Annotated in this window: 20 protein-coding genes; 17 read left to right on the forward strand and 3 right to left on the reverse strand. The window is 67.7% G+C overall.

Annotation, left to right across the window (positions count from 1 at the left end; genetic code table 11):
* Positions 1 to 9 precede the first annotated feature (9 nt).
* Positions 10 to 2,019 (reverse strand): alpha-glucosidase, encoded by a 2,010-nt coding sequence (locus QM701_RS18335; protein WP_415168444.1) that lies wholly within the window; start codon positions 2,017 to 2,019, stop codon positions 10 to 12.
* Between the two features lie 229 nt (positions 2,020 to 2,248).
* On the opposite strand from QM701_RS18335, the gene QM701_RS18340 reads away from it, so the two are divergent.
* From QM701_RS18340 to QM701_RS18360, 5 genes are all read left to right on the forward strand, one after another.
* Complete coding sequence (locus QM701_RS18340) at positions 2,249 to 3,538, forward strand: ABC transporter substrate-binding protein (protein ID WP_415168445.1); 1,290 nt, start codon at positions 2,249 to 2,251, stop codon at positions 3,536 to 3,538.
* A gap of 142 nt (positions 3,539 to 3,680) precedes the next feature.
* On the forward strand, positions 3,681 to 4,598 hold the full coding sequence (locus QM701_RS18345; RefSeq protein ID WP_415168446.1) for a carbohydrate ABC transporter permease: 918 nt from the start codon (positions 3,681 to 3,683) through the stop codon (positions 4,596 to 4,598).
* Positions 4,595 to 5,644: a carbohydrate ABC transporter permease gene (locus QM701_RS18350; protein ID WP_415168447.1), complete on the forward strand. Its 1,050-nt coding sequence runs from the start codon at positions 4,595 to 4,597 to the stop codon at positions 5,642 to 5,644. The genes QM701_RS18345 and QM701_RS18350 overlap by 4 nt, the downstream gene beginning before the upstream one ends.
* A gap of 2 nt (positions 5,645 to 5,646) precedes the next feature.
* A complete protein-coding gene (locus QM701_RS18355) occupies positions 5,647 to 6,726 on the forward strand; it encodes an ABC transporter ATP-binding protein (RefSeq protein WP_415168448.1) in 1,080 nt (359 codons plus the stop codon).
* The gene (locus tag QM701_RS18360) at positions 6,726 to 9,107 is read left to right on the forward strand and encodes a TIM-barrel domain-containing protein (protein ID WP_415168449.1); all 2,382 of its coding nucleotides are present in this window, start codon (positions 6,726 to 6,728) and stop codon (positions 9,105 to 9,107) included. The genes QM701_RS18355 and QM701_RS18360 overlap by 1 nt, the downstream gene beginning before the upstream one ends.
* 173 nt (positions 9,108 to 9,280) lie before the next feature.
* Here the strand turns inward: QM701_RS18360 and QM701_RS18365 are convergent, their stop codons facing one another.
* Positions 9,281 to 11,203, reverse strand: a complete 1,923-nt coding sequence (locus QM701_RS18365) for a sigma 54-interacting transcriptional regulator (protein WP_415168450.1) — start codon at positions 11,201 to 11,203, stop codon at positions 9,281 to 9,283.
* A gap of 127 nt (positions 11,204 to 11,330) precedes the next feature.
* Between QM701_RS18365 and QM701_RS18370 the strand changes: the two genes are divergently transcribed.
* From QM701_RS18370 to QM701_RS18395, 6 genes are all read left to right on the forward strand, one after another.
* Complete coding sequence (locus QM701_RS18370; protein ID WP_415168451.1) at positions 11,331 to 11,831, forward strand: hypothetical protein; 501 nt, start codon at positions 11,331 to 11,333, stop codon at positions 11,829 to 11,831.
* Between the two features lie 23 nt (positions 11,832 to 11,854).
* Positions 11,855 to 12,775, forward strand: a complete 921-nt coding sequence (locus tag QM701_RS18375; protein ID WP_415168452.1) for a dihydrodipicolinate synthase family protein — start codon at positions 11,855 to 11,857, stop codon at positions 12,773 to 12,775.
* On the forward strand, positions 12,772 to 13,746 hold the full coding sequence (locus tag QM701_RS18380) for a hydroxyacid dehydrogenase (protein ID WP_415168453.1): 975 nt from the start codon (positions 12,772 to 12,774) through the stop codon (positions 13,744 to 13,746). Before QM701_RS18375 ends, QM701_RS18380 begins: the two co-directional genes overlap by 4 nt.
* Before the next feature lie 74 nt (positions 13,747 to 13,820).
* Positions 13,821 to 14,804: a Bug family tripartite tricarboxylate transporter substrate binding protein gene (locus tag QM701_RS18385; RefSeq protein WP_415168454.1), complete on the forward strand. Its 984-nt coding sequence runs from the start codon at positions 13,821 to 13,823 to the stop codon at positions 14,802 to 14,804.
* Positions 14,805 to 14,945: 141 nt separating this feature from the next.
* Positions 14,946 to 15,404 (forward strand): tripartite tricarboxylate transporter TctB family protein, encoded by a 459-nt coding sequence (locus QM701_RS18390; protein ID WP_415165571.1) that lies wholly within the window; start codon positions 14,946 to 14,948, stop codon positions 15,402 to 15,404.
* A 9-nt stretch (positions 15,405 to 15,413) separates the two neighbouring features.
* Positions 15,414 to 16,913: a tripartite tricarboxylate transporter permease gene (locus QM701_RS18395; protein WP_415168455.1), complete on the forward strand. Its 1,500-nt coding sequence runs from the start codon at positions 15,414 to 15,416 to the stop codon at positions 16,911 to 16,913.
* Between the two features lie 58 nt (positions 16,914 to 16,971).
* On the opposite strand, the gene glpK is transcribed toward QM701_RS18395, so the two are convergent.
* Positions 16,972 to 18,477, reverse strand: coding sequence for a glycerol kinase GlpK (gene glpK, locus QM701_RS18400; RefSeq protein WP_415168456.1), 1,506 nt, complete (start codon positions 18,475 to 18,477; stop codon positions 16,972 to 16,974).
* A 331-nt stretch (positions 18,478 to 18,808) separates the two neighbouring features.
* Between glpK and QM701_RS18405 the strand changes: the two genes are divergently transcribed.
* The 6 genes from QM701_RS18405 to QM701_RS18430 are packed head-to-tail and all read left to right on the forward strand — an operon-like array spanning position 18,809 to position 22,547.
* Positions 18,809 to 19,159: an Hpt domain-containing protein gene (locus QM701_RS18405; RefSeq protein WP_415168457.1), complete on the forward strand. Its 351-nt coding sequence runs from the start codon at positions 18,809 to 18,811 to the stop codon at positions 19,157 to 19,159.
* A gap of 8 nt (positions 19,160 to 19,167) precedes the next feature.
* On the forward strand, positions 19,168 to 19,761 hold the full coding sequence (locus QM701_RS18410) for a chemotaxis protein CheD (protein ID WP_415168458.1): 594 nt from the start codon (positions 19,168 to 19,170) through the stop codon (positions 19,759 to 19,761).
* Entirely contained in the window at positions 19,761 to 20,570 is an 810-nt protein-coding gene (locus QM701_RS18415; RefSeq protein WP_415168459.1) for a CheR family methyltransferase, read from the forward strand. Before QM701_RS18410 ends, QM701_RS18415 begins: the two co-directional genes overlap by 1 nt.
* A complete protein-coding gene (locus QM701_RS18420; protein WP_415168460.1) occupies positions 20,567 to 21,076 on the forward strand; it encodes a chemotaxis protein CheD in 510 nt (169 codons plus the stop codon). Before QM701_RS18415 ends, QM701_RS18420 begins: the two co-directional genes overlap by 4 nt.
* The gene (locus QM701_RS18425) at positions 21,073 to 21,687 is read left to right on the forward strand and encodes a chemotaxis protein CheB (RefSeq protein WP_415168461.1); all 615 of its coding nucleotides are present in this window, start codon (positions 21,073 to 21,075) and stop codon (positions 21,685 to 21,687) included. Before QM701_RS18420 ends, QM701_RS18425 begins: the two co-directional genes overlap by 4 nt.
* Before the next feature lie 23 nt (positions 21,688 to 21,710).
* The gene (locus tag QM701_RS18430) at positions 21,711 to 22,547 is read left to right on the forward strand and encodes an HDOD domain-containing protein (RefSeq protein ID WP_415168462.1); all 837 of its coding nucleotides are present in this window, start codon (positions 21,711 to 21,713) and stop codon (positions 22,545 to 22,547) included.
* The last annotated feature ends 14 nt before the right edge of the window (positions 22,548 to 22,561 follow it).

A 22,561-nucleotide genomic window follows, 5' to 3' on the forward strand; every position in this document is an offset into this window, starting at 1 on the left:
GAGCAGTCCTCAGCAGGCCCGCGCCGCCAGGAACAGCGCCTCCCAGGGGCTGCCCCGCCGGTAGAACACCGGCGGCTCTCCGAGCGGCGCGTCGACTTCCACCGTCTGCCCGCCGGCGCAGGCCCGCCCGCTCCACAGGTGCACCCACTCTTCGCCCGCCGGCAGGCAGGCGCGCCACGCGGCGACCGCCGCGGCATGCACCGGCGCCACCAGCAGGTCCGGGCCGTACAGGTACTGGTCGTGGACGGTCCACGTCGCGCGGTCGTGCTCGAAATGCAGCGCCAGCGGCCGCTGGATCGGCAGGCCCGTGGCGGCGGCCTCGGCCGAAAGGGATTGCAGGTAGGGGGCGAGCGTCCGGTAGATGCGCGTCATGCGGGCGAAGTGCGCCAGCGCGCGGGCGGACTGGTGGAACTGGAACGACTCGTCGGGCCGGTTGCCCTCGTGCGTGCGCATGACCGGGGTGAAGGCGGCCATTTCGGCCCAGCGCATGAACACTTCCTCGGTGCGCGCGTTGCCGTGGAGCGTGGTGTAGCCGCCGATGTCGCTGTGGCAGGCGGTGTTGCCGAGCAGGCCGGCGGACAGCGCGGCGCAGATGGCGGTTTCCAGTCCGTCGTGCCGGGAAAAGTTGACGGACTGGTCGCCGGACCACAGCAGCCCGCCGTGGCGCTGCGCCCCGGTGTAACCGGCGCGCATGAAGAACAGGACGTCGCCGGCGCGGCCGGCCTCGGCGATGGCTTCGGCATTGACGCGCGCCCACAGCTCCGGCCAGCGGTTGTGCGTTCTCCAGCCGTCCTCGCCGGCGGCGGTGCGCATCTCCGTCGGCTGGTATTCGCCGAAATCGGCCATCCAGCCCGCGACGCCGAGCGCCAGCATGTTCTGCTTGATGACGCGCTCCTTGTACCAGCGCCGGCCGGCCTCCCCGGTGAAGTTGACGAAGCCGGCGTCGAATTCGCCGAAATCGACCGTGCACGGGGCACCGTCCGGGTTCCTGGCGAGCAGCCCGAGGTCGGCGGCTTCCTTGAACAGCGGGCCGTCGGTGCACAGGTAGGGGTTGGCGTACACCAGGAAGCGGATGCCCCGTTCCCCGAGCCGCCGGATCATCTCCGGCAGGCCGGGGTAGCGCCGGGCGTCCCATTGCCAGTCCCAGAACAGCCGCGCGCCGAAGGCGGTGTGGCGGAGGCCGCACCAGTCCTCGCACCACAGGCCCGACACCTGCACGCCGGCCCGCAGCGCCTGTTCCAGGATTGCGAGGTTGCGCTCGGCGCCGCGCTTCAGGCCGAGGATGGCGCCGTTGTAAACCCATGCGGGCAGGCGGCCGCCGTACCCGAAGCGCCGGGCGAGCCGCCGCACCAGGTCCGGCAGGCCGGCGCCGGCGAACAGCTCGAAGCCGAAATCGTCGTCCCAGACCTCGATCTCGTGGAACATCGGCGCGGTGAAATCGAGCACCGCGTAGGCCGGCGAATCGACGTGCAGCGCGTAATGCCGGCTGGAAAGGAAGGTCGGCTGCGGGAAGTAGGTCGCCGCCTCGTGCGCGCCGGCCTGGCCTTCGATTTCGGCGATCAGCGCGCTGCGCGCGGTCATGTCGCGTCCGACGCCGGCTTCCTGGACCCACATCGGAAAGCGCCGGCCGTTCAGGCAGAAATGCGAGAACTGCTCGCCGCCGCCCCAGACGTGCTCGCCGGGCGCGTTGCACAGGCGCAGCCAGAAGCGGTTGAGGCCGCCGCGCAGGCGCACCCGGAGCTGGCGGTTCTTGGCGTCGAGCGTGAGGATGGCCGCCGCCTCGCCGGCGTCCGCGTGCCCGAGCGTCAGGACGGCGCCGTCCGGCGTGGCGTCGATGGACGCGAGCGTCAGCGGCGCGCGCGTGACCTGCCGGTCCAACACCTTGAAATTGCCGCGGTGGAAGTGGCTCTCGCCCTGGCCGACGCCGGCGAAGAAGGCCGGCGCGCCGGGCGCGTGGCGGATCAGCGCGCTGCCCGCCAGCGAAATGCTGCAGCCCTCGCGGTTTCCTTCGAGACGCATGGTTGCCCTCCGCCGGCCGGCGTCGCGGGGTGCGCGCGATGCCCCGGTTTACGCTCCCAAGCCCGTAGACTAGGCTAAAAACCTAGTAAAAAAGTAGTAGAGTGCAGTGAAGAAAGTGGAGGAATGAAACCCCGCACGATGGCGCAGGACGGTATTTCCGGATGATCGGGAGCAAACTCGTTCCGGCCGGACAGGCCGGATTGGTTCAATGTGATTTTGGGGGATGTTCATGAAAAGGCAACAACGCAAAATCATCGCGGCGGCATCCGCCGGTTTCCTGCTCGGCATGGCCGGCGCCGTCGCGGCGCAGGAAGTGCGCGTGCAGTGCTATTCGGACAGCAACGAGTGCGAGGTGACGGGCGAGATCGCCAGGCGTTTCGAGGCGGCGAACTCCGGCATCAGGATCGTCATCGACAAGGTGCCGTTCAAGGCCGTCGTCGAACAGTTGCCGGTGCAGCTCGCCGCCGGCGAGGGGCCGGACATCGCGCGGGTCACCGAACTCGGCGGGCTCAACAAGTACTACCTCGACCTGACGCCCTACCTCTCCGCGGCGCGCGTGAAGTACTGGCAGGACAACCTGGCCACCACGCTCGACTGGTTCCGCTCGCCCGAGGAAAAGGCCAGCGGCAAGGGCATCTACGGACTCATGTCGCAGCTGACGGTGACGGGCGCCTTCGTCAACAAGACCCTGTTCGAGCAGGCCAACGTGCCGCTGCCGCCGGCCACCGCCACTTGGGACGACTGGATGGCCGCGGCCAAGAAGGTCGCCGACGCCACCAAGACGCCGTTCGCCATGGCCATGGATCGCAGCGGCCACCGTTTCGCGCCGCTGGCCGTGGCCTACGGGGCGAAGATCTTCGACGACAAGGGCAACCCGGTGATCGATGACGGCTACAAGACGGCGGCGAGGAAATTCGTCGAATGGCACAAGGCCGGCCTGATGCCCAAGGAAGTCTGGGGCGGCATCGGCGGTTCGCAGTACCGCGACGCCTTCGACGAGTTCGTCAACGGCCGCCTGGTGGTGTACTACTCGGGTTCCTGGCAGATCCGGCGCATGAGCCAGCAGGCCAGCAAGGCCTTCGACTGGGTCGTCGCCCCGGCGTTCTGCGGTCCGGCCACGTGCACGGCGATGCCGGGCGGGGCGGGTTTCGTGGCCTTCAAGCGCACCAAGAATCCGGCCGCCGTCGCCAAGTTCCTGGACTTCCTGGCGAGCGACGCCAACTACGCCGAGCTGATGGCCAAGACCGAAAACATCCCGGCGCACCTGGGCGTGGCCAAGGCCGGCGTGAACTACCAGGTTTCGCCGGCGGCCAAGGCGGCGCTGAACGTCTTCGTGGCCGACGTGCCGAAGATCGCCAAGGCCAATTTCGACCTGCAGGGCTACGGCCTGAACCGCGCCATGTTCCTGCCCACGGCGCAGCGGCTGGGGCAGGCGGTGGCCGGCGAGCTGTCGGTCGACGAGGCGATCAAGCGCCTGGCGGCGGACATGGACGAGCAGGTGAAGAGCTCCGCCAAGTAAAAAGACCGGCGCGGCGCCGGACGGACCGCGCTGCCGCGGAAGCGGCGCGCGGCCGCTCCGCCCGGCGCTCCGGCGGCGGGCCCGGGCCGCCCGCGGCAAGGGGAACGACGATGCAAGCCAAGGCCAACGAGGAGGAGGGGCGATGAACGCATCCGCGCGCACCCCGTGGTATTTCCTGACGCCCAACCTGGTGATCTTCGGCGTGTTCACCTTCCTGCCGATCGTGGTGAATTTCTTCTATGCCTTCACCGGCGGCGTGCAGCTCTATCCGCAGGACCGCCCCTACGTCGGCTGGGAGAACATGGCGACGCTGCTCGATTGCCGGAATTATTGGGAGCCCGCCAGCTGCAACAAGGATCTCTTCTGGCGCGCGGTGTGGAACACGGCCCGCTTCTCGGTGCTGCAGGTGGCGCTGATGATCGTCTTCAGCCTGATCACCGCGCTGGTGCTCAACCGCAAGATCATCGGGCGCGGCTTCTGGCGCGGCGTGTTCTTCTACCCGGTGCTGCTGTCGCCGGTGGTGGTGTCGCTGATCTGGAAATGGATTCTGCAGCGCGACGGCCTGCTCAACGCCGTCGTGGTGGCCATCGGCGGCAAGCCGGTGCTCTGGCTCGGCGAGCCGGAGTGGGCGTTCTTCTGGGTCTCCTTCGTCAGCATCTGGTCGCAGATGGGCTTCTACACGCTGATCCTGCTGTCCGGCCTGCAGGCCATTCCGGCCGACCTGTACGAGGCCGCGCAGATGGACCGCGCCTCGCCGTGGCGGACGCTGTGGCGCGTGACGCTGCCGCTGCTCATGCCGAACATGATCGTGGTCGGCGTGCTCGGCGCCATCCGCGCGGTGCAGACCTTCGACAACGTCTTCGTCCTGACCGGCGGCGGGCCGGGCTCGGCGACGATGTTCGTCGTCCAGTTCATCTACCAGACCGCCTTCCAGGAGCCGATCCGGCTCTACGGCATCGCGGCGGCCGGTTCGCTGCTGCTGGCGCTGGCGCTGATCGCGCTGACGCTGATCCAGCTCAAGACCACCAGGGCCGGTTCGGCCGGGGAGCGCGCCAAATGAAACTCGTCCCCTTCCTGACCGCCACGCACGGCCGCCAGCGGCTCGACTGGACCGACTGGCTGACCTACGCCTACCTCGCCTTCGGCCTGTTCCTGATGTTCGGGCCGGTGCTCTGGCTGCTCGCCTCGTCGTTCAAGACCGAGGCGGCGCTGAGCGAATTCCCGCCGACGCTGCTGCCGTACGGGCAGAAAACGGTGGCGGTGCCCGGCGAGGACAAGCCCAAGCCGGTGTTCCGCGTCAGGCTGCCCGACGGGACGACCCGCGAACTGCCCGAAATACGGCGCATCGGCCTGACCGCGACCTACGTCGACCCGGCCCGCCCGGACGAGCCGATCCGCGTCAACGTCAAGGATCGCGAGCCGGTGCGCGAATTCCACCTGGCCACCGAGAACTACACGGACCTGGTCGACAAGCTCGATTTCGGCCGCTACCTGTGGAATTCGGTGTTCATCACCGTGGTGGCCACGGTGATCACGCTGTTCTTCAATTCGATGGCGGCGTTCGCCCTGTCCAAGTACCAGTTCCGCGGGCGCACGGGTGTCTTCCTGTTCATCATCGCCACGCTGATGGTGCCGCCGGCCATCGTGCTGGTGCCCAACTTCCTCATCGTCACCGAGCTCGGCCTGCTCAACAGCCTGTGGGCGGTGATCTGGCCGGCGGTGGCCACGCCGACCGGCGTCTTCATGCTGCGGCAATACATGCTGACGATTCCCGACGAACTGCTCGAAGCGGCGCGCATGGACCACGCCAGCGAGTGGCAGATCTACTGGCGCATCATGCTGCCGCTGTCGGCGCCGGCGCTGGCGGTGCTGGCCATCTTCTCGATCATGTGGCGCTGGAACGACTTCCTGTGGCCGCTGATCGTGCTGTCCAAGGCCGAGAAGTTCACCCTGCAGCTGGCGCTCAACGCCTTCCAGGGCGACCTCGTCACGCAGTGGAACTACCTGCTGGCGATGACCGTGATCACCCTGCTGCCGGTCACGCTGGTCTTCGCCTTCCTGCAGAAATACATCACCCAGGGCATCGCCTCCGCGGGAGTCAAATAAAAATGGCCTCACTGGCACTGAAGAACGTGGTCAAGGACTTCGGCAAGACGCGCGTCATCCACGGCGTTGACCTGCAGGTGGACGACGGCGAGTTCGTCGTCTTCGTCGGCCCGTCCGGCTGCGGCAAGTCGACGCTGCTGCGCCTGATCTGCGGGCTGGAACAGGCGTCGGGCGGGGACATCTGCCTGGATGGCGAGCGGGTGAACGACATCCGCGCCGCCGATCGCGGGCTGGCCATGGTCTTCCAGTCGTACGCGCTCTATCCGCACATGACCGTTTACCAGAACATGGCCTTCGGACTGGAGAACATCGGCCTGCCCAAGGACGCGATCCGGGCCAAGGTGGAGAATGCGGCCCGGCTGCTGCGCCTGGACGACTTCCTCGCGCGCAAGCCGACGCAGCTCTCCGGCGGGCAGCGCCAGCGCGTGGCCATCGGCCGGGCGATCGTGCGCGAGCCGAAGATCTTCCTTTTCGACGAACCGCTGTCCAACCTCGACGCCGAACTGCGCGTGTCGATGCGCAGCGAGATCACCGGCCTGCACCGCCGCCTCGGCTCGACGATGATCTACGTGACGCACGACCAGGTCGAGGCGATGACCATGGCCGACAAGATCGTGGTGCTGCGCCTCGGGCGGATCGAGCAGATCGGTTCGCCGCTGGAGCTGTACAACCGGCCCGGCAACCGCTTCGTGGCCGGCTTCATCGGCTCGCCGCAGATGAACTTCCTGCCTGCCGCGATCGGCGCCGACGGCAGGGTGGCGACGGCGTACGGCGCGGCCGTCGAGCTGCCCGCCGAACGCCGCCTGGCCGCCGGCGAAGCCTGCACCCTCGGCGTGCGGCCGGAACACCTGTCGCTGGCCGAGACGCCCGGCGCGCTGCCGCTGCCGCTCACGATCGCCGGGGTGGAGCAGCTGGGCGGGCACTGCCTGCTCTACGGCGTGCTGCCCGACGGCGCCACGCGCATCACCGTGCACTGCGCGGGGCAGCGCTCGATGCGCATCGGCGACGCCGTCACGGTGTACGCGCCGCCCGCCAGCTGCCATCTGTTCGACAAAAGCCAAGAGGAAAGGACGGTGCGCTGATGACTCCCTTGCGTAGTGCACATCTCCTGTCGTCGGATGCCGGCGGCATCGTGCTGGCGCTCGGCCAGGGCTGGACCTGCCGGGTGGCGATGGTCGCCGAAGGCATCGGGCGCGTGCTGTTCGTGCCGCCGGGCGGCCTGCGCGAAACGCGCACATGGACGCTCCGCCAGGACGCGCAGGACTCGCCGTGGTCCGGTGCCGACCGCCTGACGCTGTTCCCGGACGCCGGCGGCAGCGTGTCGGGCGACCCCGGCGCGCCGGTGCTGACCGGCGAACTGCTGCGCGTGCGGGTCACGCTCGCGCCCTTCGGCCTCGCCTGGGAGCAATGGGACGGCGCCGCCTGGCGCGCCTGCTGCGCCGACCGCCCCAGCTACGCCTACGCCGCCGCCGAGCGCAGCGGCGCGCTCAGCCACTGGCAGGCGCGCGACGAACACGACCAGTATTTCGGCCTCGGCGACAAGACCGGCCGGCTGGACAAGGCGGGGCGCCGCCTGCGCACGCGCCAGCTCGACGCGCTCGGCTACGACGCCGAGACGAGCGACCCGCTCTACAAGCACTGGCCGTTTTTCCTCGGCCGGCGCGCCGACACGGGCAGCGCCTACGGCATCTACTACGACACCCTGGCCGAATGCACCTTCGATTTCGGCCAGGAATTCGACAACTACCACGGCTTCTTCCGCTCCACCGAAATCGCCGACGGCGACCTCGACTACTACGTCATCGCCGGTCCCGACGTGCCGCGTGCGCTGGCCCGCTATACGCGCTTCATCGGCGGCACGGCGATGCCGCCGCGCTGGTCGCTGGGCTACGCCAACACCACCATGGCGCTGACCGACTTCCCCGACGCGCAGGCGAGGATCGGCGCCTTCCTGGCGCGCGCCGAGGCGGAAAACTTCCCGCTGTCCAGCTACCACTTCGGCTCGGGCTATTCGAGCCGCGGCAAACGGCGCTACGTGTTCACCTGGAACAACGACAAGTTTCCCGATCCGCAGGCGCTGCTGCGCGCCTTCCGCGCGGCCGACGTGAGGACGGTGGCCAACCTCAAGCCCTGCCTGCTCGACGATCATCCGGCCTACGCCGGGCTGGCCGCGCAGGGCGGCTTCGTGCGCGACGCCGCCAGCGGCGCGCCGTGCCTCGACCAGTTCTGGGACGGCTGGGGCGCGCACCTCGACTTCACCCGGGCAAGCGATCGCCTGTGGTGGCAGGACGGCCTGCAGCGCCAGATCCTCGAATACGGCTTCGACGCCGGCTGGAACGACAACAACGAGTACGAGATCTGGAGCGAAACCGGCGTTTCCTACGGCGGCGGGCAGGCTATCCCGATCCACCGCTCGCGCGCCCTGCACGCCCTGCTGATGACCCGGGCGACGGCGCTCCGGCAGACCGAGCTCATGCCCGGCGAGCGGACGTTCACCGTCACCCGCGGCGGTCCGCCGGGCATCCAGCGCTTCGCCCAGTCGTGGACCGGCGACAACGTCACCAGCTGGCACACCATGCGCTGGAACCAGCGCATGGCGCTGAACATGGGCCTGTCCGGCCTGTTCAACGTCGGGCACGACATCGGCGGCTTCGCCGGCCCGGTGCCCGACGCGGAAATGCTGATCCGCTGGACGCAGGCGTGCTGCCTGGTGCCGCGCATGATCATGAATTCCTGGAAGGCCGACGGCAGCGTCAACTCGCCGTGGCTGCACGCCGAAGCGACCGCGCCGATCCGCGCGGCGATCGATCTGCGCCTGCACCTGCTGCCCTACCTCTACACCCTGATGTGGCAGGCCGGCGCGCGGCACGCGCCGGTGTTGCGCCCGACCTTCTTCCATTTCGCCGACGACGCCGAATGCTGGCGCGACAACGACGAGATGATGATCGGCGGCGACCTGCTGGCCGCCCCCGTCTTCGGACCGGGCGAACGGCGGCGGACGCTGTATCTGCCGCGCGGCGCGCAGGCGGCCGGCTGGTACGATTTCTGGTCCGGCGAATACCACGCCGGCGGCCGCACGATCACCGTTGACGCGCCGCTCGACCGGCTGCCGCTGTTCGTGCGCGCCGGCGCCGTGCTGCCGGCGACCGACACCTGGGACGACGCGGCGAAGACCGAGGAAGCCTCGCGCCGCCTGTACTTCTTCCCGGCCCGGCCGGAAGCCGGCGGCGCGGTCGCCACGCGCGCGGAACTGTTCGAGGACGACGGCCGGCAGGCTTCCTTCGCCGACGACGCCTGCGCGGTGCTGGCGTTCGACGCGCTTTCCGACGGCGAGGCGCTTGAGCTGAAGGCGGCGCGGCAGGGAACCTGGACCTTGCCCTACGCCCAGATCCGCGTCGTGCTGCCCGCCGGCGAGACGCGCGGCCTGCGCCTGCATGGCGACGGCGTGCATCTGATCGCCTGACGCCCGCCCGCCGGGGTGTCTTTCGCCGCCGGCGGGCCGGGCATGATCATGAACGTGGCGATCGGCACCTGCCGAGGGGTCGCGTGGCGGTGATCCTGCTGGCGATCCTCGCCGTGGCGGCGACCTTCTTCCGGCGCCGGCTGATCTGACTTCGTCCGCACAGGCCTTCGGGATCATGCCGTTTTGGCGATCCTTATGTTGAGTCGCTTCAACTTCCGATAAAGCGTGGGGCGCGAGACGCCGAGCGCCGCCGCCGTGTCCTTGATGTTGTAGCCGTGGGTCCGGAGGGCCGACAGGACCCGCGCATCCTCGTCGGGGAGCGCCGGGGAGAGGGCGGGGGCGGGCATCGCCCGCGGCGATTGGTCGTATTCCCGGTCTTCGATGGAGCGCCGGATGGCTTCCCCGTTGATCGACGTCTCGCTGGCGGTGACGACCAGGCGTTCGATGAAATGCGACAGCTCGCGCACGTTGCCCGGCCAGGGGTGGCGCGCGAGTTCGGCGTAGGCGTCCGCGGTCAGCTCGATCCGCTTGTCGTACGTTCGCTTGTGGCGTTGCAGGAACTCCTCCGCGAGATGCTCGATGTCTCCCGTTCTCTGGCGGAGCGGCGGCAGATTGAGCACCAGCACCTTGAGCCGGTAATAGAGATCCTGCCGGAACGTCCCGGATTCGACGAGGCTCATCAGGTTCCGGTTGGATGCCGCGATGACCCTCACGTTGACGGGAATGTACTTGTCGCCGCCCAGGCGCATGATCTGCCTTTCCTGCAAGGCGCGCAGCAGGCGGCTCTGCCCGTACCTGTCCATTTCGGAGATTTCGTCCAGGAACAGGGTGCCGTGGTGCGCCATTTCGAACAGGCCGGGCTTGCCTTTCTTGATGGCCCCGGTGAACGCTCCCTCGACGTAGCCGAACAGTTCGCTTTCGAGCAGGTTGGGCGGCAGCGCGGCGCAGTTGATGGCGACGAAGGGGCCGTTCTTTCTCGGGCTCAGGGCGTGGATGCCCTGCGCGAACAGCTCCTTCCCCGTCCCGGATTCGCCCTGGACCAGAATCGTCGCGTCGGTCGACGCGATCGCGCCGGCGATTCGCCTGGCCTCGGCGATCTGCGGGGATTGGCCGACGATGTCCGACAGCGCGTACTTGGCGGCGAACTTCCTGACCAGGAGCTCGGTGCGGATCGTCGCCTCGGCTTCCTGGATGCGGCTGGCCTCCTGGAAGGTCAGGAAGGCCCCGATCGTTTCGCGCTCGACGACGATGGGGCCGACGTTGAGGCAGATCCAGGCGTTCTCCCGCTGCATCACCTTGCCCCGGATTTCCTGCCCGGTCTGCAGGCATTCGTCGATTTCCGGGAGGTCGATCAGGACGTGCAGCGCCTGCCCCAGGCATTCCCTGGGCGAGCGGTTCAGCAACTGCGCGGCGACCGGGTTGATCGTCAGGATTCTTTTTTCCTTGTCGATGCTGATGATTCCCTCGAACGAGTAATCCACGAGCGCCTTGAATTTCCCGGCGTTCTCCTTTTCTATCTGCCGTCCCTGCGCGACCTTCCTGGCTTCCAGCAGCGCGCTGCGGATCGACAGGCTGCCGGATTCCAGCAGGATGGACTTCATGCCGCGTTCGCTCGCGACCTTCACCGTTCGCGTGCCGCCGAAAACCACGTCGTAGTTGAGCTTGGCGACTTCGTCGATCATCGGCGGAATCTCTTCGTCCTTCTGCAACCGGTGAATCGTGATGTTGACTTTGGCCAGCTCGGCGATGACGCCGACGTCGGTAACCATGTTGTCGAAGGCGACGAAGGCCGCCCGCGGGCGTTCCAGTCCGGTCAGCGCCTTGGCCTTGATGCAGATTCTCGCCAGGTCCTGGCCGGTGATGACCACCTCGACCACCGGAATCTTGATGCGGGCCTCCTGGATCAGCATGGCCAGCCCGCCGCGGGCGACGATCACGTTGACGTCCTCGTGCTGCAAGCTCCTCGCCAGTTCGGGAGCCTGGTCCAGGCGCGTGAAGTACAGGTCGACCTCGTCCTGCAGGCCGAGGTCCCGGCACAGGATTCCGGACTGTTCGAAAAGATCCTGGTCGGACGTGATCAGGGCGATTCTGGACATGCTCCGCTGCTCTCCGTGGCGTTGCGTCGTTGAATGGACAGCGCCGATCGTAACAGATGATTCACGATGTTTTTACATGTGTAACGAACAGTTGTATCGGTTTTGCGTGGTCTGCGAAAAAATATCAATGAAATCAATCCTGGAGTTGCTGGCACGCAACGTGCTGAATGCTCGCAGCGATGCACGGCGCGGCGCCGAACGAAGGAAAAAGAACACAGAAGAAAGGATCAAGAGCATGCGAGTCTTACTGAAAGAAAATATCGACAAGGACTGTCTTCCGGGCCGGGTCATCCAGCGGGCCGTCGGCAAGGACTCGGCGTCCGAGAGCCTGAAGATGACGGTTTCGTTCGCCCGGTATTCGGCGGCGAGCGGCCCGATGGAACCGCATCGGCACGCCGAGGAGGTGGTGTACATCATCGATGCGAAGGATGGCTGGGTGCGCAAGGGGCCGGGCAAGGACCTCCTCAACGAAAAAGTCATGCTCGGCAAGGACACCGTGCTGCATTTCGAAGAGCTCGAATGGCATGTCTTCGAATACGGCCCCGGCGGATACATCGACGCGCTCTGCATTTACGGGCAGGTGGACAACATCCGCCCGGAAGACATCCTGAAAAACTCCTCCTGCTAACTCTTCGACGAAAGAAACGAAACATGGCCAAGAAATACATCGGCGTAATCCCACCCGTGGTGACCCCCGTAGACGCGCAGGAAAACGTTGACGAAGCGGGCTTCAGAAAGCTGATCAGTCACTGCATCGAGAACGGGATTCACGGCATTTTCGTCGCCGGATCGAACGGCGAGTGCCTGGCGCTGACCCAGGAGGAGCGCGATCGGGCGATCCGGATCGCCATCGACGAGGCAGCGGGCCGGGTTCCCGTGATGGCGGGCGTGATGGACAGCAGCACGCGGCGCGTGATCGAAAACGTCAAGCGCCTCGAACAGATGGGCGACGCGGCCGCCGTCATTACGCCGGTGTTCTATGCGCGCCACGCCACGCAGGATGAAACGGTCCGGCATTTCGAGGCAATTTCCCGGCATACCAGCGCCGATCTGCTGATCTACAACATCCCGCCGTTTACCGGCCAGAACCTCAAGGCCGAAACGATTTTCAAGATCGCCAGGATCGACAAGGTGGTCGGCTACAAGGACACCTCCGGTTCGTTCCCGGATTTCCAGAAATGCCTCGCCCATTTCAAGGGAACCGATTTCGTGCTGCACCAGGGCGCCACCAACCTGGCGGCGGCGAGCATGCTGCTGGGCGCCGACGGGTACATCCCGTCGATGGCGCCGTTGTTCCCCGAGCCGCATATCCGGATGTACGACTACGGCCGGCAGGGCGACATCGCCAATACGATGGCCTGCAACGACGTCATCGCGGAGATTTCCGCGATCTGGCCGATGACCAAGAGCCAGACCGCCTCGACGAAATATGCGCTGAGCCGTCTCGGCTTCTTCGACAAGCGCGTCATCCAGCCCACCGAACCGATTCTCCCGGAAGAAGAAAAACGGATCGACGCCAAGATCGAGGAAATCAGAAAGATCATCGCCGATTTCCAGGAGGCGAAAGCGTGAGCGTCGTACTACTGTCGCACCGTCTCTACGAAGACGGAATGCAGGTTCTGGAGCTGGAAGCGGCGACCGTCGTCGCCAACTCGTCCGATCTGAGGAACAACCTCGACCAGGCCAGGGACGCCGACGGCATCGTCTTGCGGGTCGGCCGGATCGGGCGCGAACTCATGGAATCCTGCCCGAAGCTGCGGGTGATTTCGCGGCCGGGCGTGGGCGTCGATACCGTCGATGTGGCGGCGGCGACCGCGCTGGGGATTCCCGTCGTCGTCGCGCCCGGGACGAATCAGCGCTCCGTCGCCGAGCATGCGGTCGCCCTGATCTACACCATCACCAAGAACGTTCTCGAAAGCCACCTCAAGACGGCGGCCGGCGACTTCGGCATCCGGAACAAATATGCCGCCGTCGAACTGGCGGGAAAACGCCTCGGCATCGTCGGCTTCGGCCACATCGGCAAGGAGACGGCGCGCATCTGCAAGAACAACGACATGGAGGTGTCGGTATTCGATCCCTTCGTGCCCGCGCCGGTCGCGGAGCAGCTCGGCTACACACACGAAGCCGATCTGGCCAGACTCCTGGCGACGTGCGACATTCTGTCCCTGCACATGCCGGCGACGAACGAAACCCGGAACATGTTCGGCGCGGCGCAGTTTGCCGCGATGAAGCCGGGGGCGTTCCTGGTCAATTGCGCGCGCGGCGAAATCGTCGACGAGGAGGCCTTGCATGCCGCCCTGAGCAGCGGCCATCTCGCCGGCGCGGCGGTGGATGTCATGGCGGACGAGCCGATGCAGCCGGACAACCCGCTTTTCTCGCTGCCCAACTTCATCGCCACGCCGCACATGGCCGCACTGACCCGGGAATCGGCGTCGCGGACTTCCAGGCTGACGGCGGAAGGCACCCTGGCCGTGCTGCGCGGGGAACGCTGGCCGCACGTGGCCAATCCGGCGGCGTACGAGCATGCGCGGTGGAAGAAATAACCGAATCAGGCGCGTTTAGCCGCCCCGCGTTCGCCGGGGCATTTCAATAACAAAGATGTTTTGCGAGGGAAAACATGAGACTCAAATTGGCAGGTTCGTTGTTCGCGGCGTGTTCCATCCTGTTCTCCGGCGTGGGGGTCGCCCAGGACGCCAACAAGTACCCGTCGGACTCCGTCAGGATCGTCGTGCCGTTCGCGGCGGGCGGGGTGGCCGATATCTTCGCGCGCGTGGTCGGAGATCATCTGCAGCGGGCTTTCGGCAAGCCGTTCGTGGTGGAGAACGTGCCCGGCGGCGGCAGCATCATCGGCATCTCGCAGGTCGTCCGGTCGAAGCCCGACGGGTTGACCCTGGCGGTCTCCGGCCCCGGTGCCATCGTGATCAATCCGCTGCTGCGTCCGGATCAGGTTCCGTACAAGCCGCTGGTTGACATCGTGCCCGTGGCCATGTTCGATACGGTGCCGAACGTCCTGGTGATCAATAAGAGCAAGGTCAACGTCAACTCCGTGCCCGAGCTGATCGAGTACCTGAAAAAGAATCCCGGCAAGGTGGCCTACGGCTCCGCCGGCGTCGGCACCACGCAGCACCTTGCCGCCGAGTGGTTCCAGCAGATGACCGGAACGAAGATGACGCACGTGCCGTATCCGGGTTCGTCGCGGATGATCACGGACCTGATCGGCGGCCAGATCGGCCTGGTGTTCGATAACGTCCCGCTCATCCTGCCGCATGCCCAGGCCGGGAAACTGACGATCCTGGCCACGGCCTCGGCGAAGCGGGCCGCGTTCGATCCCAACCTCCCGGCCGTCTCGGAATTCCTGCCCGGCTTCGAATCCGGTTCGTGGCACGGCTTCCTGGTCCCCGCGGGCACGCCGCCGGAAATCATCCAGAAGATTTCCGATGAGGTCCAGGTCTGCATGAAGAAGCCCGAGACGATCAGGAAATTCGCCGAAATGGGCGCGGAAGCCGTGCATAAATCGCCCAAGGAGTTCCGCGACCATATCGCCTCCGAACTCCAGGTCTGGAAAGGCGTGATCGAGAAAGCCAACATCCAGGTCAAGTAGCCGCCTTCATGCCTCCGGGCGGGCAAAGCGCCGTGGTGGAGGGGGGAGCGCCTCCGTTCCCCCGTCCGGCAACCGGCGACAGGTGACTGCGCGGTTCGCGAAGTCAATTCAGCAACCTTGGATCGATGCTGGGAAAGAAACGTGGAAATCAGGAACAAGCAGAATTTTGGGGCGGGGGTATTTTTCGCGGCGTTCGGGGGATTCGCGGCGGTGGTGGCGCGGGGCTACACGCTGGGCACGGCGGAGGATATCGGGCCGGGCTACTTCCCTTTCTGGCTGAGCGTGCTGCTCGGCGTGCTGGGCGCGGTGCTGGCGGTCTCGTCGCTCGCGCCGCGGGCGCAGCGCACGGAAGTCGGCCGCCTGGACTGGAAATCGATGCTGTGGATCGTCGGCGCGGTGCTGCTGTTCGCCGTCCTGCTCGCCCCGCTCGGCGTGATCCTGGCGATGGTCGCGCTGGTCCTGGTGGCCGCGCGCGGCAGCCATGAATTCACCTGGACCGGCGCCGTCGGCTCGGCGCTGGTGCTGGGCGTGCTGGTCTATCTCGTCTTCGTCCAGGGATTGCACCTGCAATTCCCGACCTGGCCGACGATCTTTGCCTGAGCGCGCGCCATGGACCTGATCGCCAACCTCTCGCTCGGCTTCGCCACCGCGCTGACCCTGCAGAACCTGCTCTACGCCTTCATCGGCTGCGTGCTCGGCACGCTCATCGGCGTACTCCCCGGCCTCGGCCCGGTGGCCACCATCGCCATGCTGCTGCCGGTCACCTACGGCCTCGATCCGACCACCGCCCTGATCATGCTCGCCGGCATCTTCTACGGCGCCCAGTACGGCGGCTCGACCACCGCCATCCTGGTCAACCTGCCCGGCGAATCGTCCTCGGTGGTCACCGCCATCGACGGCTACCAGATGGCGCGCCAGGGCAAAGCCGGCACCGCCCTGTTCACCGCCGGCTTCGGCTCCTTCTTCGCCGGCTGCGTGGCCACCCTGGTGCTCGCCGCCTTCGCCCCGCAGCTCGCCGAACTGGCCTTCAACTTCGGCCCGGCCGACTACTTCTCGCTGATGGTGCTCGGGCTGGTCGGGGCGATCATCCTGTCCTCCGGCTCGATCCTCAAGGCCATCTGCATGATCCTGCTCGGCCTGATCCTGGGGCTGGTCGGCACCGACGTGAATTCGGGAGTGATGCGCTACACCTTCGCCCTGCCGGCCCTCTTCGACGGCATCGACTTCGTCTGCGTGGCGATGGGCCTGTTCGGCTTCGCCGAGGTGATCGCCAACCTGTCGCTGAAGGAGCACCGCGAGACCTTCACCAGGAGCGTGTCCGGCCTGTGGCCGACCCTGGCGGACTTCAAGCGCATGCTGCCGGCGATTTTCCGCGGCACCACGCTCGGCTCGATCCTCGGCATCCTGCCCGGCGGCGGCGCGGTGCTCTCGTCGTTCGCCTCCTACACCTTCGAGAAGAAGGTCTCGAAGTACGCGCACGAGTTCGGCCACGGCGCCATCGAGGGCGTCGCCGGCCCCGAGTCGGCCAACAACGCGGCGGCGCAGACTTCCTTCATCCCGCTCCTCACCCTCGGCATCCCGTCCAACGCGGTGATGGCGCTGATGGTCGGGGCGATGACCATCCACAACGTGCAGCCCGGCCCGCAGGTGATGCAGAACAACCCGGAGCTGTTCTGGGGCCTGATCGCCTCGATGTGGGTCGGCAACCTGATGCTGGTGATCCTCAACCTGCCGCTGCTCGGGGTGTGGGTCAAGCTGCTGACCATCCCGTACCGCTTCCTCTACCCGGCGATCCTGGTGTTCTGCTGCATCGGCGTGTATTCGCTGAACAGCAGCGTGGCCAACGTCTACATCACCGCCGTCTTCGCGGTGGTCGGCTACCTGCTCGCCAAGCTCGGCTGCGAGGCGGCGCCGATGCTCCTCGGCTTCGTCCTCGGGCCGATGATGGAGGAGTACTTCCGGCGCGCGCTGATCCTCTCCCAGGGCGACTACGCGGTCTTCGCCACCAGCCCCATCTCCGCCGCCCTGCTCCTGCTCACCGCCGCCCTCGTCGCCGTCATGGCCTTCCCCGCCGTCAAGCAGAAACGCCAGGAGGCCTTCCAGGAGTGAAGGCGCGGGTTAGCGCAGGGAACCGGCGGAATCATCGCTTCCGCCGGCCGACGACCGCTCAGCCGTCGGCATCCTCCCACGCCCGCGCGCGCTCGACGGCCCGCGTCCAACCTTTGTATTTCGCCTCGCGCGTTTCCTGCGGCATGGCCGGCTGGAAGGCGCGATCCACCTTCCAGATGGTGGCGATTTCCGCCTTGTCCTGCCAGAAGCCGACCGCCAGGCCGGCGAGGAAGGCGGCGCCGAGCGCGGTGGTCTCGGTGACTTGCGGGCGGTCGACCGGCACGCCGAGGATGTCGGACTGGAACTGCATCAGGAAGTCGTTGGCCACCGCGCCGCCGTCGACCTTGAGCGCCTTGAGCGTGATGCCCGAGTCGTCCTGCATGGCCTGCAGCACGTCGCGGGTCTGGTAGGCGATCGCTTCGAGCGTGGCGCGCACGACGTGGTTGCGGTTGGCGCCGCGCGTCAGGCCGACGATGGTGCCGCGCGCGTACATGTCCCAGTACGGCGCGCCCAGGCCGACGAAGGCGGGCACCACGTACACGCCGTTGCTGTCGGGGACGGCGCTGGCCAGCTCCTGCGACTGCGCGGCGTCGTCGATCAGCTTCATCTCGTCGCGCAGCCATTGCACGGCGGCGCCGGCGACGAAGATGGCGCCTTCCAGCGCGTAGTCGACCTTGCCGTCGACGCCCCAGGCGATGGTGGTGAGCAGGCCGTTGCGCGAGGGCACCGGCGTCCCGCCCGTGTTCATCAGCATGAAGCAGCCGGTGCCGTAGGTGTTCTTGGCCATGCCGTCGGCGAAGCAGGCCTGGCCGAACAGCGCCGCCTGCTGGTCGCCGGCGTCGCCGGCGATCGGGATTTCGGCGCCGCCGAAGGTGTGCGCGTCGGTATGGCCGTAGACGCCGCTCGACGGCTTCACCTCGGGCAGCATGCCCGCCGGGATGCCCAGCTCGGCGAGGATCTTTTCATCCCATTGCAGCGTGCGGATGTTGAACAGCATGGTGCGCGAGGCGTTCGAGTAATCGGTGACGTGCGCCCGGCCGCGCGTGAGGTTCCAGATCAGCCAGGTGTTGACGTTGCCGAACAGCAGTTCGCCACGCTCGGCGCGCTCGCGGGCGCCCGCCACGTGGTCCAGGATCCACTTGACCTTGGTGCCGGAGAAGTAGGCGTCGATCACCAGGCCGGTGTTCTCGCGGACGTACGGCTCCAGGCCGCGGGCCTTCAATTCGTCGCAGATGCCGGCGGTGCGGCGGCACTGCCAGACGATCGCGTTGCACACCGGCCTGCCGGTGGCCTTTTCCCAGACGATGGTCGTCTCGCGCTGGTTGGTGATGCCGATGGCGGCGACTTCCTCGGGGCGGATGCCGGTCTTTTCCAGCACTTCGCGCGCGACGCCGCTCTGCGTGCCCCAGATTTCCATCGCGTCGTGCTCGACCCAGCCGGGTTTCGGATAGATCTGCGTGAATTCCTTCTGCGCCACGCCCACGCTCCCGCCGGAGCGGTCGAACAGGATCGCGCGCGAACTGGTGGTGCCCTGGTCGAGCGCGAGAATGTATTTCTTTGGCATTGCTGGTCCTCCGGTGTCCGTTTGCTGCGTGTTGAAAAATCATCGTACCGGCCGTGGCCGGGCGGCAGATCGAAGTAGGCACCGGGTGGCATGCTGTCGTCAAGAGCCGGGCGGGGGCGCCGGCGCGACTCCGTAGTTTCCGCAATTTTCTGCACACATTACGGATGCACAGGCGCGGCGAACTTTGGGAGCATGGCACGGCGTCAGTGCGCGGGCGCGTGCTTCTCGCATGCCGCCCGCGGAGCAATTGTGCAACAGGAAGACCCAATCGAGTGAAGGCTCTGCGATGAGTTTGTCGGACGGGCACGACGGAAGCAAAGGTGCCGGCCGGATGCCGGCGATTCGTGGCGTGCGCGGGGCCGAGGCGCTCGCCCGCTTTGCCGGCGACCAACGGCGCTACCGGCACTGGCTCGGCGAATTCGTCGGCCACGGGCCGCAGGCCCTGGCGCTGATCCACGCGGCCATCGCCGGCGGCGCCATGCCGGAGGCCATCGAGCACGTGCATGCGCTGAAGGTGCGCACCGGCCTGCTGGGCATGGCCGAAATCCATTCGATCGCCTCGTCGCTGGAGATGGCGCTGCGCAACGGCGAACCGACGGGGCTCTGGCTGGAAGAGCTCGACCGCTCGATCTCGGACATGGTGCAGGACATCGCCGCCGCCCTGCCGCCGGGCGGTCCGTGAGTGTGCCGGTGGACTACACCGCTTTGTCCGCCAGGGAGCTCGAACGCCATGCGCGCAACATCCAGCCCGGCGGCTGGGCGGTCGAGAGCCGGCTGCCGCTGTCGACGCTGCTGGGCTCCTGCGTGGCCGTCTGCCTGTTCGACCCGCACTTGCGGATCGGCGGCATCAACCATTTCATGCTGCCCGATATGGGGCGCAGCCGCCACGGCGACATCGATTCGCTGCTCTCCGGCAACTTCGCCATGGAGGCGCTGCTCAACGCCCTGCTCGGCCAGGGCGCCCGCAAGCCGCGCCTGCAGGCCAAGGCGTTCGGCGGCGGCACCATCATCGACACCGAGGCGGGCGCGTCCAGCATCGGCCTGCGCAACGCCGGCTTCGCCAAGGAATGGCTGCAGCGCGAAGGCATTCCGCTGGTCTCGGCGGACCTGCTCGGCCCGTGGTCGCGCAAGGTACTGTTCCTGCCGTGCAACGGCCAGGCGTTCTGCAAGCGCATGGTGACCAGCATGGCCACCGCCGACGTCATCGCCCGCGAGGAGCGGGCCTACGCCGAATCGCTCAGGCGCGCGCCGGCGTCCGATGACAAGAAGATCGAGCTCTTCTGATGACCGGCGGCGAGATCACCGAGCGGGAATTCGCGCTGTTCCGGCGCCTGATCCACGAGATCGCCGGCATCAGCCTGAGCGACGCGAAGAAAGTCCTGCTCGCCGGGCGCCTGGGGAAGCGCCTGCGCCACTACGGGCTGGGCACCTTTTCCGAGTACTACCGGCTGCTCTCCTCCGGCGACCATCCGGAAGAATTGCAGACCATGGTGGACCTGCTGACCACCAACGAGACCTATTTCTTCCGCGAGCCGCACCACTTCGACTTTCTGCGCCGGGAGATCCTGGCCGGGCGCCGCGACGCCGCCGCCTTCCGCCTGTGGAGCGCGGCCAGCTCCAGCGGCGAGGAGGCCTATTCGGTCGCCATGGTGCTGGCCGAGGCGCTGCCCGACGCGCCCTGGGAAATCGTCGGTTCGGACATCTGCACGCGGGTGCTGGCCAGGGCGGCGGCCGGCCACTACCCGCTGGCGCGCACCGAGGGCATTCCACCCGGCTACCTGCGCAGATACTGCCTCAAGGGCGTGCGCGCGCACGCCGGCACCCTGCTGATCGCGCCCGAACTGCGGCGGCGCGTCCGCTTCCTGCAGATCAACCTGATGCAGCCGGTCGATGCCGGCATCGGCGAGTTCGACGTCGTTTTCCTGCGCAACGTGATGATCTATTTCGACCAGGCGACCAAGACGAGGGTGGTGCATAACCTGCTGCCCCGGCTGCGGCCGGGCGGCCACCTGATCATCGGCCACTCCGAGACCCTGGCCGGCGTCACCGATCGCGTCGTCGCCGTGCGGCCGACCATCTACCGCAAGCCATGAGCGCCTCGCATTCGCCCGATGCCGTCAACACGGTCGTGCTCAAGGCCGGCGAGTTCCATTTCGGCGGCGGCCGCACGCGCATCTCGACGCTGCTCGGCTCCTGCGTGTCGATCACCCTGTGGCACCCGCGCCAGCGCATCGGCGGCATGTGCCACTACATGCTGACGCGGCGCCACCGGCCGGACGGCGCTGCCCTGGACGGGCGCTTCGCCGGCGAAGCCTTCGAACTTTTCCTGCGGCACGTGGAGCGGCACGGCACCCGGCCGGCCGAATACCAGGCCAAGCTGTTCGGCGGCGCCAACATGTTCGGCGCCGGCCGGCTCGACATCGGCGCCCGCAACATCGACTACGGACTGGACTTGCTCGCCGCCCACCACATCCCGCTGATTTCCCGGCACGTCGGCGGCAGCGGCCGGCGCAAGCTGCACTTCGACCTGTGGAACGGCAACGTCTGGCTGGCCTTTCCCGCAGGGGAAGGCGCCGAAATACGGAGCGTGCGCCCATGATCGGCGGGCGCGGGGCGAGATTCCCCGGCGATCCGGCCGCGCTGCGCCGGATCGTCGCCATCGGCGCCTCGACCGGCGGCGCGCGGGCGCTGGAGACGATCCTCACGCGGCTGCCGGCCGACAGCCCGGCCATTGTCATCGTCCAGCACATGCCGGCCGTGTTCACCGCGCTGTTCGCCGAGCGCCTGGACGGCCTGTGCCGGATCGAGGTGCGCGAGGCGCGGCACGGCGACCGCGTGCTGCCCGGCCGCGTGCTGGTCGCGCCGGGCGGCCGGCACATGAGCGTCCGGCGCGGCGCGGGGTACGCCGTCGAGGTCCGCGACGGGCCGGCGGTGAATCGCCACGCGCCGTCGGTCGACGTGCTGTTCCGCTCCGTCGCCGTCGCCGCCGGCGGCCACGCGCTCGGCATCCTGCTCACCGGCATGGGCGACGACGGCGCGCGCGGCCTGCGGGCCATGCACGACGCCGGCGCGGCCACCATCGCCCAGGACGAAGCCAGCTGCGTCGTCTTCGGCATGCCCGGGGCCGCCATCGCACTCGGCGCCGTCGATCACACGCTGCCGCTGGCGCGGATGCCGACGGCCATCGCGGCGTTCGGCGGCGGCCGCTGACCGGAAACCCGAAAGGAATCGCCATGGACGTCCGACCCCTCCTGCAAACCCTGGCCGACGACGCCCTGCGCGGCGATCTCGCGTTTTCCACCCACACGCGGATCGCCCGGCGCGTGCAGCGCCTGCTCGACGATCCCGACTGCGCGACGGCCGACCTGGTGAAGCTGATCTCAGCCGAACCGCTACTCTCGGCACGCATCGTCGGCGTCGCCAATTCGCTGGCCTACAACCCGCGCGGACAGGCGATCTCCGACCTGCACGGCGCGATCGCCCGCATCGGCTTCGCCACCCTGCGCGGCCTCGCCACGTCGCTGGTCATCCGCCAGCTCAACGATTCCGCCCGGCAGGGCGGATACGCCGTGCTGGCCGCCCGCCTGTGGGAACACACGGCCCACGTCGCCGCGCTGGCGCGCGTGCTGGCCCGGCGCGTGACGCGCGAGAATCCGGACGCCGCCTTCTTCGCCGGCATCGCCCACGAGGTCGGCGGCTTCTACCTGCTCGCCCGCGCCCGCGAGTTTCCGGGGCTGCTCGACGGCGATTTCGAACCCTGGCACGAGGACGGCGAAGCGCGGGTCGGGCGGGCCGTGTTGCGCGCGCTCGACGCGCCGGCCGGGATCGGCGCGGCGATGGAAACGCTGTGGTCGGGCTACCTCGCCCTGCCGCCGGCCTCGCTGGGCGACACCCTGCTGCTGGCCGACCGGCTGGCGCCGGTCGAATCCCCGCTCGGCGCGCTGGCCGGCATGAGCCGCAGGGGCATGGACGCCGAGCTGGAGATGCTGGTCGACGACGCGACGCTGAGCCTGATCCTGGCCGAATCGGCCGCGGAAGTCGCCTCGCTGCGGGCGGCGCTGCAGGCCTGAGCGGCCGCTCCGCC

Origin of the sequence: Propionivibrio sp. (assembly GCF_047602565.1) — a bacterium.
In the GTDB taxonomy this organism is placed as follows: Bacteria; Pseudomonadota; Gammaproteobacteria; order Burkholderiales; family Rhodocyclaceae; genus Propionivibrio.